The sequence below is a fragment of the Paenarthrobacter sp. TAF1 genome, assembly GCF_052113825.1.
GTDB lineage: Bacteria > Actinomycetota > Actinomycetes > Actinomycetales > Micrococcaceae > Arthrobacter > Arthrobacter nicotinovorans.
The window spans coordinates 58465-71807 of sequence record NZ_JBFRDO010000004.1 but is presented as its reverse complement, the minus strand read 5'-3'; the positions used below and the strand labels follow the sequence as shown (position 1 = coordinate 71807).

Genomic DNA, 13343 nt, shown 5'->3' with positions numbered 1-13343 from the left:
CCGGTTAGCTTGGAATTATGCGGTTACTCCATACTTCGGATTGGCATCTGGGCCGGTCGTTCCACGGCGTTGGCATGCTTGAGGCCCAACGCGGCTTCGTGGACCAGCTGGTGACGTTCGTGGACGCCAACTCGGTGGACGTCGTGCTCATTGCAGGGGACGTTTATGATCGCGCCCTGCCGGGTCTGGACGTCGTCACACTGCTGGATGATGCTTTGGTGCGGCTCACCCGGGCCGGGGCCAGCGTTGTGCTCACCAGCGGCAATCACGATTCCGCCATCAGACTGGGTTTCGCTTCCCGGTTGCTGGAACGAGGGGGAGTGCACTTGCGCACGCGGGTGGAGGACCTGGACAGCCCCATTGTTTTCCCTTTTGGAGGCGAACGGGACGCCCCGGGCCAAGTGGCGATCTACGGAATTCCCTTCCTTGAACCCCGCCTTGTGGCCGAGCGGCTGGGCGTGGACACTGCCAACCACTTTGACGTCACACACCAGGCAGTAGGGCTTATCAAGAAGGACGTTGAACGTCGCCGCGAATCCGGACCTGTCTACCCGGTGGTCCTGGCACACACCTTTGCCAGCGGAGGCATCACGTCCGAAAGCGAGAGGGACCTCAGTATCGGGGGACTGGGAGCGGTGCCCTTGGACCTCTTCGAAGGATTCACTTACACGGCACTGGGCCACCTCCACGGACGGCAGCAATTGGCCGGCAATGTCCGCTACTCGGGTTCGCCGCTGGCGTACTCATTCTCCGAAGCCAAGCACAGCAAAGGTGCCTGGTTGGTGGACATCAACCCGTCAGGGGACATCGACGTCCAGGAAGTAGTGTGGGAAGCCCCCAAGACCCTGGCCGTAATGCGCGGGACTTTGGATGAGCTCCTGGAGTCCGGGGAGTATGCCTGGGCGGAAGAGGCCTACTGCCAGATCACCATTACTGACGCGCAGCGGCCAACCCAGGCCATGGAAAAACTGAGAGTCCGCTTTCCGGACACGTTGGTCCTTTCCTTTGATCCCGAAGGCGCCGGGACCCGGACCACGACGAGCTACAGTGACCGACTCGCCAAGGCCCAGGACGATCTCGGAGTCTGCTGCGGCTTTCTGGAGCATGTCCGGGACCGCGGAGCCGGCGAGGCCGAAGAAGCTGCGCTCCGGGAAGCACTCGAAGCCGTCCGCTTGGAAGAGGCGGAACTGTGAGAATCCATCGCCTGGAAATAGAAGCCTTCGGCCCTTTTGCCACTGCCCAACACATCGACTTCGATCACTTGGGAGCGCAAGGACTCTTCCTCCTCAACGGTGCCACCGGGGCAGGCAAGACCAGCATCCTTGATGCCATCTGCTTTGCCTTGTACGGAGCCGTGCCCGGCGCGCGCCAGGAAGGAAAACGCCTCCGCAGCGATCACGCGGCACCTTCAGCCGAACCACGCGTCGTCTGCGAATTCTCGGCACGCGGACGGCGCTTCGAAGTGACGCGCTCGCCCGCCTGGGAACGCCCCAGCGCACGGGGCAGGAAAGGGTTCACCACGCAGCAGGCGAAGACCCTCCTTCGGGAACGGATCGCCGGGAGTTGGGAGGAGAAATCCTCAAGGAACGACGAAGTCGGTGCCGAGCTCGCGGACATTTTGGGGATGGACAGGGAACAGTTCACCCGCGTGGTGATGCTTCCCCAGGGTGATTTTGCGGCGTTCCTCAGGTCCAAGGCCAACGACCGCCTGGAGCTCCTGCAGAAACTCTTCGGTACGCAACGCTTTGAAGCCGTCGAACGCCGGATCGCACGGCAGGCGGCGGAAGCCGCCCGGGCCGTGCAGGAAAATGCCTTGGAACTCAAGCTGTTGCTGGACCGGGCTGCAGCGGAGCGCCGGCAACTGGGGCTCGACCAAGCCGCGACGGAAACTGCCGGGACTACAGTTGCCAACCCTGATGCCGGCGGAACAGCCGGGCAGGAACCGGAGGCCTGGCTGGCAGAGGTGGCAGCGGAGGTGAGTGCTGAATGGACGCGGAGGACAGACGAAGCAGACCAGGCAGAGTCGCTGTCCTCGCGCCTTGCCGAACAGTTCCGGCAAGCCCAGGAAAAGTCATTGCGGCATGCCCGGCTCGGAGCCGCAACGCAGAGGCGCGTCCTTCTTGAACTGGCCGCGCCGCGGGCACTGGAGAACAAGGACAAGCTCGCAAGGCACCGCCGGGCTTCCGTTCTGAGCGGCCAGCTTGACGCCGTTGACTCCTCCGCCCGCAAGTATCGCGCTGCCGTCGCAAAGGTTGAGCAGCTACGGGAACGGCTCGAAGCTGCAGGGCTGGAGGCAACAAACTCCAGCGCATCCCTTGAACGCCTCAAGGCCACCTATGCGGTTCTGGAAGCCCGCCTCCCTGACGAAAAGCGACTGGAGGACATCGCCGGCCGGCTTGCCGCCAAGCGTCGCGAACAGGCAGACCATGAAGCAGCAGTCGACCGGGCCGTGGACGAACTGGAACGGCTGCGTGAAGAAGCAGCAGTTGTGAGCGGCCTGATTGAACCACTGGAACCGGCGGCTGATGGACTCGCGGAGCTTGAGCGCGAAACAGCCAATGCTGCTGAGCTGGTGGAAATTGTGTCCCGCCATGCCGAGGCAGCCAACGAGTTGGCAGAGATCTCCGAGAAGCACCTTCGAGCCCGTGCCACGGCCCAGGATCACCGCCAGGAATGGCTTGACGTTCGCGAGCTCCGCCTGGCCAATGCGGCAGGGGAGCTGGCTGCCGCGTTGGAGAGCGGTCAGCCATGCGCTGTGTGCGGGAGCGAGGACCACCCGCATCCCGCAGCTGCGGTACGGTCGGCCCTGTCCCTGGCCCAGGAAGAGGAACACGCCAGGGAGCGGTTCGAGGCCAGCGAAAAAGCCCAGGGTGTCCTTGCCGAGCAAGTCTCCGCAGCCGCCCAGATCCTTGCCGGACTAGCGGCCCAAGGCGGCACCGTGGATGCGGAGGAGGCACAGGCGCGTCTCCTGGCTGCCCGGACCTCGACTTCGGCGGCGACAAAGGCATCCCGGACCCTTGACCAGCTTCGGAGCAAGCAGGAGGGCATCACCAGGAAACTGGCTCAAGTGCAGGAGCAGCACGCAGAGGACGCCGGTGCAGCCTCCCGGGCGTCCTCGGCCGTCCTTCACCTGCAGGAACAGCACGACACCTTGAAGGCCGACCTCGCCGGTTTACGGGAAGATTTCCCAAGTCTTCGTGAACGGTTGGAAGCCCTGTCCGCCGAGCGCACGCTCCTTCAATCGGCAGCTGACGCCGACCGGGAACTCCAGCAGGCAGGACAAGCTCAGGCCGACGCCGCCGTATCGCTCCAAAATGCCTTGCCGGACTCAGGGTTCGCCTCGGCAGAGGAAGCGCGTGGCGAACTGCTTCCGCCGGCCGATGTGGTCGGTCTGGAGAAAGACGTGGCTGATTTCGACACTGAAGCGGCCCGCCTGGACGAGTTGTTTGCCAGCGAGGACTTGGTTCTGGCGGCCAAGGAAGTCCGGATCGGCGAACTTCCCCTGCCCGAGGCTGAACTCGCCGAGGTCAAGCTCCACGCCGCCGACGCGGCTGATCGTGCAAGGGCGGCAGCATTGTCGGCAGCCCTTGCCGCGAAATCGGTGGAGGCCATTGAACGGATCCGGGTCGAGTACAACACCTTGGCCGAGGCCGGCAGGGAACCCCGCAACCAGGCCCGCATCCTGGCTGAACTGGCCGACACTGTCCGGGGCGCCGGGGACAACAACTACCGTATGAGCCTGAACGCCTACGTCCTGGCGGCACGCCTTGAGCAAGTGGCACTCGCGGCCTCGGAAAGGCTCGTTGCCATGAGCGACGGCCGATACACGCTGCAACACACCGACGCCCGCGCGGCCCGGAACCAGAAGTCCGGCCTCGGCCTTGAAGTGGTAGACGAATGGACCGGCCAGCGGCGCGACACCTCCACGCTGTCCGGCGGGGAATCCTTCATGGCCTCGCTTGCCCTGGCCCTCGGTCTGGCTGACGTGGTCCAGCAGGAGGCGGGCGGCGTGGACATCGAGACACTGTTTGTCGATGAAGGCTTCGGCAGCCTGGACGAACAAGCGCTGGAGCAAGTGATGGACGCTTTGGAAGGATTGCGCGACGGCGGCAGGGTAGTGGGCCTGGTCAGTCACGTTGCCGAAATGAAGCAACGCATCACCAACCAGCTCCAGGTGGTCAAGGGACGGCACGGCTCCAGCGTGCGGATTGCCGAAGCTGTTCCGGTCTGACAGGTATCCGATAGACTTAACCCGTTACACCGGGTCGCGCGCATCGGGAGGAGGGACGATGCGCAACCTTTAGCGAACCCGGATTAATGGAAAAAACTTCTGTGGCCTCCCAGCCCTTGTCATCGACACCCGCGCGGACCTCGCGTCTGCCTGGCCGTTTCGCACGGCTTCCGGAACTTGCCGGACCTGGTTTCCTGCCGCTGGGCCTCTTCGCCCGGCTCCCCCTCGCCATGTTGACCGTTGGCACCCTGACCTTGGTGACCTCAGTCAGCCACTCGTATGCAATCGGCGGCATGGCTGCGGGAGCGGTCGGCATCGGCTCCGCCCTGGGCGCACCTGTCCTGGGCTCCCTGGCTGATCGTGCTGGGCAACGCATCGTCCTGCTCGTCGCCGCGGTCATCAATACCCTGGCTGTTGCCGGGCTTTTGGCCGCCGCCTATATCACTCCCGGCTACGGGGAGGTAGCCGATGCTGCGGGCGTCCTGATCGCGGCCTTCCTTGCCGGTGCGAGTTGCCCCCAGGTAGGTCCCATGGCCCGCGTGCGCTGGATGGCCCTGACCACCCGCAATCTTTCTCCCGGCGCAACCGGCGGCAAAAGAAGCGTGGCCGCCAACCGGGCTGATCTTGACACGGCACTATCTTACGAAGGCACCGCTGACGAGGTCACGTTCGTGCTCGGCCCGGCGCTGGTGGGTGTGCTGGCCAGCATGGTAGCCCCATGGCTGCCGCTCGCGCTTGCCGCCGTCATGACCATCACCCTGGTCCCTGCTTTCGCCGTCCACCCCAGCCAGCAGGCCGTGGTGCCGGCTCCGCGCAAGGTGAAGGCCGGCGTCGAGGGTTCAGGCGAAGAGGGCACTCAGGCGGCCGCGCCGCGACGCAAGCGGTGGGCCGGGGCGGTAGTGGCGGTGCCGGTGGTGGCCATGGTGTGCATGGGCACCTTCTTCGGTGCGACGCAGAACGCGTTGAGCGCCTTTTCAGCGCAATACGCCACTGCAGAGATTGCGGGCCTGTTGTACGCGGTGATGGGTCTCAGCTCAGCGGTTGCCGCGTTGTCTGTCGCGTTCTGGCCGCAGCGCTTCAGCTTGGCTTCGCGGTGGGTTGTGGCTGCCTTGGCGATGTCCGCATTGTCCTTGCTGCTGCTTCTTCCTGCGGGTATCTGGCCCATGGTTTTCGTACTGCTGGTGCTCGGCATTCCGGTGGGTCCGGTCATGGTCACGGTCTTCAGCATCGGAGGCGTCGTTGCCCCGTCCGGCCGAATGGCGACTGTCATGACTGCCCTGGCCAGCGGGATTGTGGCCGGTACGGCGCTTGGCTCCTACCTGGCCGGACAGCTGGCCGAGACGCAGGGCCCGGGCGCAGCTTTCGTGGTTTCCATGGCCGCCGCCGCGGGCCTCCTGCTGCTGGGTGTTGTGACGTCCTTGGTGATGAAGCGCCAGCCTCAGGCGTAGTCGAGCGCGCCGGACAGGGACCGGGCCATGAGCTCCACCAAGCGCTTGGACCGCTCCTCGTCGGGGTCTGCCAGGTGCTGCATGCTGATGCCGTCGATCCCCGAGATGAACAAGCGGGTGATGTCCTCCAGATTGGCGGGGACGGGCTCGCCGGCGGCTTCAGCGGCTCCGCGGAACAACTCCAGCGTTGAGCTCACCCACCCGTCGTACATGGAGCGGTTCATGAGCAATGCCTGGGGCTGGTCGTCGGCTTCCACCCGGAAGCGTCGGAGCAGCAGTTCGAACGTGGTTACTTGTTCGTGGGGGTTTTCCAGCATGCGGCTCCAGATGCGCCGGGCGTGGGCGCCCACCATGTGGCGCAGGCCCATGCCGGGGTCGGGGACGGGGTCCAGAGCCTTGGCGTAGTCCCTGCTGAGGAAGTTATAGACCTCTTCGAGGAGTTCGTCCTTGCTGCGGAAACAGTAGTGCAATGCCGCGAGGGGGGCGTCGGCCTCGCTGGCGATCCGACGTGTCGTAGCCGATGCCAACCCATCCTGTGCGATCACCCTGGCTGCCGCCTCGACGAACTGCAGGCGCCTTTCTTCGGCGGGAACCCTTGCCATCCGTTACCTTCCTCATGCTTCTTTCCACCCGTGATCGGATCCACCAACCCAGCGGTCTCATCGATCGTAGGCGCTCTCCGCCGTGACGGCCTCGTGGCCGTGCCGTGGCGGCGGAAAAGTCCTCTGTAAGAAATTTTACGTCAAAACCTAGTCAAGTGACCCAGTCAAGCGACATACTTCTTTCAGGAACGTTGTCTGCATCACATTCGGATGCGGTGACCTGAGGAGAATCGATGCAGGATTTCGCTGATCTGGTGATCACGAATGCCTCTGTCCACACCATGGACCCGGCGCAACCACACCGCATGACTGATGCCATCGCCGTCAAGGACGGCTGCGTCGCAGGGCTCGGCCACGACGATGTGAGCCGGCTGATTGGCCCGGAAACGCGGGTTGTTGACGCCGCAGGAGGGGCTGTTATTCCCGGCATCAATGATGCCCATTTGCACTTCGTCTCGGCGGCGATGGCCGCCTTCGGCTATGTGCGGCTGGACCCGGACATCGCCCCGGACTGGGCAGCCGTCGTCGATGTGCTGACGGCAGCACCGGTGGGCCCCGATGGCTGGATCCGCGCCCACGGCTGGGACGAGTCGATACTTGGACCGGCCAAGGGCCTGTTGGATTGCCGCTCTGATGCGCCCCTCGTGGCGTTCGACGCCACCGGCCACCAGCTCCTGGCCAACCGGGAAGCGCTCAAGCGTGCCCGCATCAGCGCCACGACCCCTGATATCCACGGCGGCGTGATCGTCAGGGGAGGGGACGGTGCCCCTTCCGGCCTGTTCCAGGACGGTGCCATGGAACTCATCTCCCGTGCCATGCCACCCGTTCCGGCCGCAACGCTCCGCCCGGCGCTGCTTCGCTTCCAGGAGTATCTGCACTCGCTGGGCATCACCTCCCTCACGGAGCCTGGATTGGGGCCGGCCAGCGCCGGGCTCATGGACGGAGCAGGTTCGACGGCGGCGCTCGGGTTGCTGGGCGACCTCGCCTTGTCAGGCGAACTGACGCTGCGGATCAATGTCCTCATGCTCTTCGCCGGAACCGGGGGAGCCAATGCCCGGGCCGTTGAGGAAGGCCTGCGAAGCGGGCTGGCAGAAAGCTGCAGGAACCGCGGCATCGATCCGGAGCAATTGAGGATAGCGGGCGTCAAAGTCTTCGCGGACGGGATCCCACGCAGCGGCACCGCCTGGATGAGCGAGCCCTATGGCACGGCCTGTACGCACGGCAGCCTGGTGATCCAGGGTGCCAGCGATGGCGAACGGGTGGCTGAACTCAACCGGATTCTGCAACTCATCAACGATGCCGGACTGCAGGCCGGTGTCCACGCCACGGGAGATGCGGCCACCGCCGCAGCTGTGCAGGCGATCATCGAAGCCACTTCTCCCGGCGGGAGTCCCGCGTCCGCCGGGAATCACCACAACCGCCACTACATCATCCACGGAGCCTTCAGCGACACAACCACCCTGCAGACCATGGCTTCCCGGGGCATCGGATACAGCACCAACCCCCTGATCCGCCAGGAAGCCGGGGACATCATGCGCCAGGTCCTCGGCGAGGACCGCTTCTCCCGCCACCAGCCCCTGCGTTCAGCAGTGGAGGCGGGCGTACGTTTCAATATTGCTTCCGACGCACCTGTGACCAGTCCGGATTGGCGGCGCACAGTGGTGGCCGCCGTCCGGCGTGCCACCCGCTCCACCCCTGGTGCACCGGGTGACCCCGAGCGGATCACCGGTCAGCAAGCGCTGGCTGCCATGACCCTCGAGGCTGCCTGGCAGGATCACGCGGAGCACTCCAAGGGCTCCCTGCTACCCGGCAGGACAGCAGATCTGTGCCTGTTATCCACCCCGTGGCCGGCCGATGAGGAGATCGAGAAACTCCTCGACACAGACATCCGGCTCACTCTCAGCGGTGGCCGTGAAGTCCACCCGTCCACCAGCTAGAACCATTTTCTTCCGTTCCAAACCATTCGTCATTCAAGGAGCAACACATGCGACGCATTATTCCTTTGGCCATGGCCGCTGCACTGTCCATGGCACTTGCAGCCTGTGGCGGCGGCTCCGGCCCGGCTGCCGTCCCGGCCGCCGACGGGACCACCACCCTTAAAGTGGGAACCATCGGCATAGGGTCCGACGCCGGCATCCGCCTCGCGGCCGACAAGGGCTACTTCAAGGAACAGGGCCTCAACGTCGAGATCTCTGTCATCGCCAACCCTCCCGCGGGAATTGCAGCCGCCCAGAGCGGTCAGATCGACCTCAGCTATACGCCTTCCATTCCGCTCCTGAATGCCTTGAGCCAGAACGTGCCGCTCAAGATCGTTGCCGCAGCTGACGGATACAAGGACGGGGCAGGAAAATCCAGCGACCTCAACCGCGTGGACGATACCGGCCTCCTCGTCCGGAAGGATTCATCCATCACCCGCCCGAAGGACCTCGAGGGAAAGAACGTCAGCGTTCCGGCAAGGAAAGCGCAGCTGGAGGTGACGGTCAGCAAACTGGTCAAGGATGACGGGGGAGATCCCGCCAAAGTGAACTGGATGGTCCTGGACCCGTCATCGGCCCTGCAGTCGTTGAATTCCGGACGCGTGGACGCGGCGTCCCTGGTCGCTCCGTTTACCTCCAAAGCGGTGTCAGAGGGGAACCGCCTGCTGGCGTCCCCCGGGGTCGAGTTCTTTGAGCAGGGAGCAATTGGCCTGTGGGTCTCCGGGGCTAACACGGTGAAGTCCAAGGAAAAGGCCTTGGCAGGGTTCAAAGCCGCCATCTACAAGGCGAACGCTTACGCCAACGGCCACATCGATGAAGCGCAGCAGCTCAGTGCGGAGATCACCAAGACCCCGCTTGACGTGGTCAAGTCCGGGGCCGTCAACTACTGGCCCGATGAGGTACGTGTGGAAGACATTGAGCGAGCCAACAACAATCTCGCCGACCTCGGCTTCCTGAATGCGCCGGTGAAACTGCCGGCCGACCTCATCTTCGGCAAGTAGGCAGGAGAGCGCCATGGGAGATTCATCATGAAAGCGTCCGTACGCCCCTTCGCCTTCAGCATCGTGGGCGTCGTGGGGGCCCTGGTCATCTGGCAGCTTCTCGCAGAGGCCAAGGTTGCAGGAACTGCCCTGCCGCCGGCCACGACAGTGTTCGCGACCCTTGCGACCATCCTGGGAACAGGAACCTTCTGGTCCTCACTGGGGGCCACGATCGGCATCGCATTGCTCGCTCTGGCGCTGTCTGCCGTGGCCGGCGTAGCCATAGGGCTGCTCGTCGGCAGTTTCGAGTCCGTCAAGTACGCCACCTTGGCCGTCTTGGAGTTCCTCAAGCCGGTCCCACCGATCGTCATCCTGCCCCTTGCGGTGCTGGTCCTCGGCCCAACAGCAGAGATGTCGCTGTTCCTCGTAGTATTCGGTTGTTTGCTTCCCATCGTCATGCAGACCGTGGATGGCGTTCAGGGCACCGACCCCGTGGCACGCGACACCGCCCGTTCCTATGGCATGGGAGAGGGCGAAATCCTGGCCCGTGTGGTGCTTCCCAGCGCCATGCCTTACATAGGAACAGCGATGCGCGTGGCAGCTCCCGCAGCCTTGGTAGTTACCGTGGTGGCCGGACTCCTCGGCGGCGGCCCGGGCCTCGGTCAAAACATCTACCAGGCCCAGGCCGCGGGTGACTACGCCGGACTCTACGGTTTGGTGATTGTCCTCGGAGTCCTGGGCCTCCTGTTCCAAGGTGCCACGCGCCTGGCTGAGCGCCGGGTCCTGCACTGGCACGAGTCCTACCGGGAAGTGGTGCCGCGATGAGAATCACAATGCGTAACTGGGTGATCGGCGTCGCCGCCCCTGTGCTTCTGTTGGTGGCGTGGTGGTTCCTTTCCGCGGACTCCACAGATCCTTTCTTCCCCCCGCTGCAAACCATCCTTGTCCGTTTCCAGGAATTGTGGCTCTTTGAACACTTCCAGTCCGACGTCCTGCTCAGCCTGGGAAACCTGTTCCTCGGTTTCGTCATCGCTGCTGCGGCCGGGATCGCACTGGGGTTCATCACGGCCCTGGTTGCTCCTGTCCGGTGGATGCTTGACCCGTTGATCCACTTCCTCCGAGGAATACCCCCGGTAGCGCTGGTGCCGATCTTCATCTCGCTCATAGGCTTCGGCACCCAGATGCGCGTCACCAGCATCGCCCTGGCGGCGCTGTTTCCCACCATGATTGCCACGGTGGACGGCATCCGCAGCTTCAGCAACGACCTCTTGGACGTCTCCAGGGTCTACCGCCTGACCCGCAAGGAACGTGTGCTGAAAGTGCTCTTGCCGGCGGCGACCCCGCAGATCTTCTCCGGGCTGCAGGTGAGCCTGCAGGTGGCGTTCATCGTGATGATCGCCAGCGAGATGCTGGGCAGTTCCCAAGGGATCGGAGCCATGACTTTGCTGGCCCAACAGAGTTTCATGACGGCGGACATGTGGGCGGGAATCCTGCTCCTTGGCGTCATCGGCTTCCTGGTCAACATCCTGTTCAGCCTCCTTCGTCGCAGGGTCCTGTCCTGGTACATCGGATCCCGCCGCCTGGCGCGTGCATCATGAGCAACCGTCCGGCCCCGACTCTTCCCACCCGAAACAGAAAGTCCACCATGGCACAGCAACCAGAAACACGAGTAAGCGCCGCCACGCCCCGGTTGGACGTGGCGCACCTCGCCAAGACCTATGGCAGCGGAGGAAAAGCACGCACGGTCATCGAAGACCTGACCTTCACGGTGGATGCCGGCGAGGTTGTCTGCATCGTGGGTCCATCCGGCGTCGGCAAGACGACCCTCCTCAAATGCCTGGCCGGACTCCAGCCGGCGACCAGCGGAAGGGCCGCCATCGATGGGCGGACCATCAGCGGCCCGCCTCCGGAAATGGCCTTGGTCTTCCAGGACTACAACCGGTCGCTGATGCCATGGCTCACGGTCAGGAAGAACCTGGTCCTTCCCCTGCGGCATCTCAAGTTGTCCGCAGCGGAACTGAAGGAGCGCTGCGACAGTGCGCTCGCCGCCGTCGGCCTCTCCCACGCCGACAACCAGTATCCCTGGCAGCTGTCCGGCGGCATGCAGCAACGCGTCGCGATCGCCCGGGCGTTGGCCTACCGGCCCGAGATCCTGATCATGGACGAACCTTTCGCGTCAGTGGATGCGCAGACGCGGTTCGACCTGGAGGACCTGTGCCTGAAGATCCGGCGGGATTTCAACATGACCATACTGGTGGTAACGCACGACATCGACGAGGCGGTCTACCTTGCGGGCCGGGTGGTGGTCCTGGGGTCACGGCCCGCGCGCGTGCTCAAGGTGGTGGACGTGGACCTGCCCGCTCCCCGCGACCAGATCACCACGCGCTCGCTGCCGGAATTCGCCCGGCAGCGCACAGAGGTGCTCTCACTCATCAAGAGGCCTGCATGACGGGGCAAGGCGCCAGCGGCAACCGCCGGCCCAACGTCCTGTTCATCATCGCCGACCAGCTCCGGGCAGACCACCTGGGCTTCGGCGGCAACGGCACTGTCAAGACCCCACACCTGGATGCGCTCGCGGCCAGGAGCATCGTCTTCGGGAATGCGACAGTGGCCAATCCTACGTGCATGCCCAACCGTGCCAGCCTGATGACCGGGCGGTGGCCGTCGGCGCATGGAACCCGGTGCAACGGCATCACGTTGGATCCCCTGACGCAGACGGTTCCGGGATCCTTGGCTGCCGGCGGCTACCGCACGGTGGGAGTGGGAAAACTGCACCACCAGAACATGGGCTGGGAATTTGAACCCCACCAGGCCGAGGAAATCCGGGCCACCGACCCCATGCTTTTGGACGCGGCGGCCGGGGACGCCCGCCGTCATGCTTTCCCTGCCGGGTGGGACCTGTGGGAAAACCGCGAAGCGCACGATGAGCGGTTCATTGCGCTGCCGTCGGACTACTACGGCTACCAGCACGTAGACCTGGTCATTGGACACGGCGACCGGCCTGGTGGCCACTACGTGCATTGGGCCAGGGAACGGGGCGTCGACCCGGAGACTTTGGGTGGTCCCGGCAACTCGTCCAACAGATATGGCGGGTGGGACCAGGTGTACCAAACGGCCATTCCAGCGGAGGTGCACCCCACCAGCTACGTGAGCGAGAAAGCGATAGAGCACCTGAAGGATGCCGCGGGCCAGGATCAGCCGTTCTTCATGTTCGTGTCCTTTCCCGACCCCCACCACCCGTTCTCCCCGCCGGCCGGCTACTCCGGGCTCTATGATCCGGCGGCCATGCCACTGCCGCTCGGCTTTGACCAGGACCACGAAGCATCGCCGGCGCACGTGCGGGACATGATTGAACACCGAGGAGAGCCGAATCCGGACCCCACCATGACGTGGGCCGCAACGGAGGAGCAGTACAGGAACGCGGCAGCCGCCCAGTACGGCCTGATCACCATGATGGACGAGCACATTGGCCGGATACTCGATGAGCTGGACAGGCAGGGGCTGGCGGAGGACACCATCGTGGTGTTCACCAGTGACCACGGTGACCTGTTCGGCGACCACGGCCTGATGCTTAAGCACTTTGTCCACTACCGCGCCGTCACGAATGTCCCGTTGGTGCTGCACATCCCCGGAAGGCCGCCGGGCCGGACGGAAGCGCTGGTTTCCAGCGCGGATGTGGCACCCACGCTGCTGGAGCTCACTGGATCCCGGGGTTACCGCGGAATCCAGGGACGCTCGCTGGTGCCTTTGTTGGAAGGGGCTACTGAGCAGCACCGGGACGCGCTGTTGGTGGAGGAGGAGCAGCCGTTCGGTTTGCCGGGTTTGCCGGGACCGGTCCGCATGCGGACGGTCATCACGCCTGAGGGGAGGTTGACCAGGTACTTCGGCACTGACCTTGCCGAACTGTACGATCACCGCACCGATCCCGGTGAGTTGACCAACCGCGCCGGCGATCCCGCTTTCGCTGAGTTGGAGGACCGCCTGCTGCGAACCATGCTGGAGGAGATGGCCGCTTTGACGGATGAAGGGACAGCCCCGACGGCGGCAGCGTAGTCAACCGCCCGAAACACCGGCCCGACGGCGTCCCCCGGGTTCCGGTGCAGGGA

General features: G+C 64.4%; 10 protein-coding genes. 9 read left to right on the top strand and 1 reads right to left on the bottom strand.

The features are described from left to right. The first annotated feature begins 17 nt into the window (after positions 1-17). The 3 genes from AB4Y81_RS06555 to AB4Y81_RS06545 all read left to right on the top strand — a co-directional run bounded on the left by AB4Y81_RS06555 (position 18) and on the right by AB4Y81_RS06545 (position 5679). Positions 18-1193, top strand: a complete 1176-nt coding sequence (locus tag AB4Y81_RS06555) for an exonuclease SbcCD subunit D (protein ID WP_441995561.1) — start codon at positions 18-20, stop codon at positions 1191-1193. Further along, positions 1190-4231, top strand: coding sequence for an AAA family ATPase (locus AB4Y81_RS06550; RefSeq protein ID WP_441995560.1), 3042 nt, complete (start codon positions 1190-1192; stop codon positions 4229-4231). The genes AB4Y81_RS06555 and AB4Y81_RS06550 overlap by 4 nt, the downstream gene beginning before the upstream one ends. A gap of 86 nt (positions 4232-4317) precedes the next feature. Continuing rightward, positions 4318-5679, top strand: a complete 1362-nt coding sequence (locus AB4Y81_RS06545; protein ID WP_018776303.1) for an MFS transporter — start codon at positions 4318-4320, stop codon at positions 5677-5679. Here the strand turns inward: AB4Y81_RS06545 and AB4Y81_RS06540 are convergent. Further along, on the bottom strand, positions 5670-6281 hold the full coding sequence (locus AB4Y81_RS06540; protein WP_039242012.1) for a TetR/AcrR family transcriptional regulator: 612 nt from the start codon (positions 6279-6281) through the stop codon (positions 5670-5672). The two genes, AB4Y81_RS06545 and AB4Y81_RS06540, sit on opposite strands and share 10 nt — an antisense overlap. A 233-nt stretch (positions 6282-6514) precedes the next feature. On the opposite strand from AB4Y81_RS06540, the gene AB4Y81_RS06535 reads away from it, so the two are divergent. From AB4Y81_RS06535 to AB4Y81_RS06510, 6 genes are read left to right on the top strand one after another with little or no spacing between them, the layout of a single operon-like run. After that, on the top strand, positions 6515-8218 hold the full coding sequence (locus AB4Y81_RS06535; RefSeq protein ID WP_079580518.1) for an amidohydrolase: 1704 nt from the start codon (positions 6515-6517) through the stop codon (positions 8216-8218). A 47-nt stretch (positions 8219-8265) separates the two neighbouring features. Beyond that, the gene (locus tag AB4Y81_RS06530; RefSeq protein ID WP_055972156.1) at positions 8266-9258 is read left to right on the top strand and encodes an ABC transporter substrate-binding protein; all 993 of its coding nucleotides are present in this window, start codon (positions 8266-8268) and stop codon (positions 9256-9258) included. Between the two features lie 27 nt (positions 9259-9285). Further along, positions 9286-10062: an ABC transporter permease gene (locus AB4Y81_RS06525; protein ID WP_079580517.1), complete on the top strand. Its 777-nt coding sequence runs from the start codon at positions 9286-9288 to the stop codon at positions 10060-10062. Beyond that, the gene (locus tag AB4Y81_RS06520; RefSeq protein ID WP_441995559.1) at positions 10059-10835 is read left to right on the top strand and encodes an ABC transporter permease; all 777 of its coding nucleotides are present in this window, start codon (positions 10059-10061) and stop codon (positions 10833-10835) included. Before AB4Y81_RS06525 ends, AB4Y81_RS06520 begins: the two co-directional genes overlap by 4 nt. Continuing rightward, a complete protein-coding gene (locus AB4Y81_RS06515; RefSeq protein WP_441995558.1) occupies positions 10832-11686 on the top strand; it encodes an ABC transporter ATP-binding protein in 855 nt (284 codons plus the stop codon). Before AB4Y81_RS06520 ends, AB4Y81_RS06515 begins: the two co-directional genes overlap by 4 nt. Then, the gene (locus tag AB4Y81_RS06510) at positions 11683-13290 is read left to right on the top strand and encodes a sulfatase family protein (RefSeq protein ID WP_064721754.1); all 1608 of its coding nucleotides are present in this window, start codon (positions 11683-11685) and stop codon (positions 13288-13290) included. The genes AB4Y81_RS06515 and AB4Y81_RS06510 overlap by 4 nt, the downstream gene beginning before the upstream one ends. Positions 13291-13343: the final 53 nt, after the last annotated feature.

Bases quoted from the DNA above. Each gene is read 5' to 3' on its own strand.
- AB4Y81_RS06555 (WP_441995561.1), top strand. From the start codon at position 18: ATGCGGTTACTCCATACTTCGGATTGGCATCTGGGCCGGTCGTTCCAC.
- AB4Y81_RS06545 (WP_018776303.1), top strand. From the start codon at position 4,318: ATGGAAAAAACTTCTGTGGCCTCCCAGCCCTTGTCATCGACACCCGCG.
- AB4Y81_RS06540 (WP_039242012.1), bottom strand. From the start codon at position 6,281: ATGGCAAGGGTTCCCGCCGAAGAAAGGCGCCTGCAGTTCGTCGAGGCG.
- AB4Y81_RS06535 (WP_079580518.1), top strand. From the start codon at position 6,515: ATGCAGGATTTCGCTGATCTGGTGATCACGAATGCCTCTGTCCACACC.
- AB4Y81_RS06530 (WP_055972156.1), top strand. From the start codon at position 8,266: ATGCGACGCATTATTCCTTTGGCCATGGCCGCTGCACTGTCCATGGCA.
- AB4Y81_RS06525 (WP_079580517.1), top strand. From the start codon at position 9,286: ATGAAAGCGTCCGTACGCCCCTTCGCCTTCAGCATCGTGGGCGTCGTG.
- AB4Y81_RS06520 (WP_441995559.1), top strand. From the start codon at position 10,059: ATGAGAATCACAATGCGTAACTGGGTGATCGGCGTCGCCGCCCCTGTG.
- AB4Y81_RS06515 (WP_441995558.1), top strand. From the start codon at position 10,832: ATGAGCAACCGTCCGGCCCCGACTCTTCCCACCCGAAACAGAAAGTCC.
- AB4Y81_RS06510 (WP_064721754.1), top strand. From the start codon at position 11,683: ATGACGGGGCAAGGCGCCAGCGGCAACCGCCGGCCCAACGTCCTGTTC.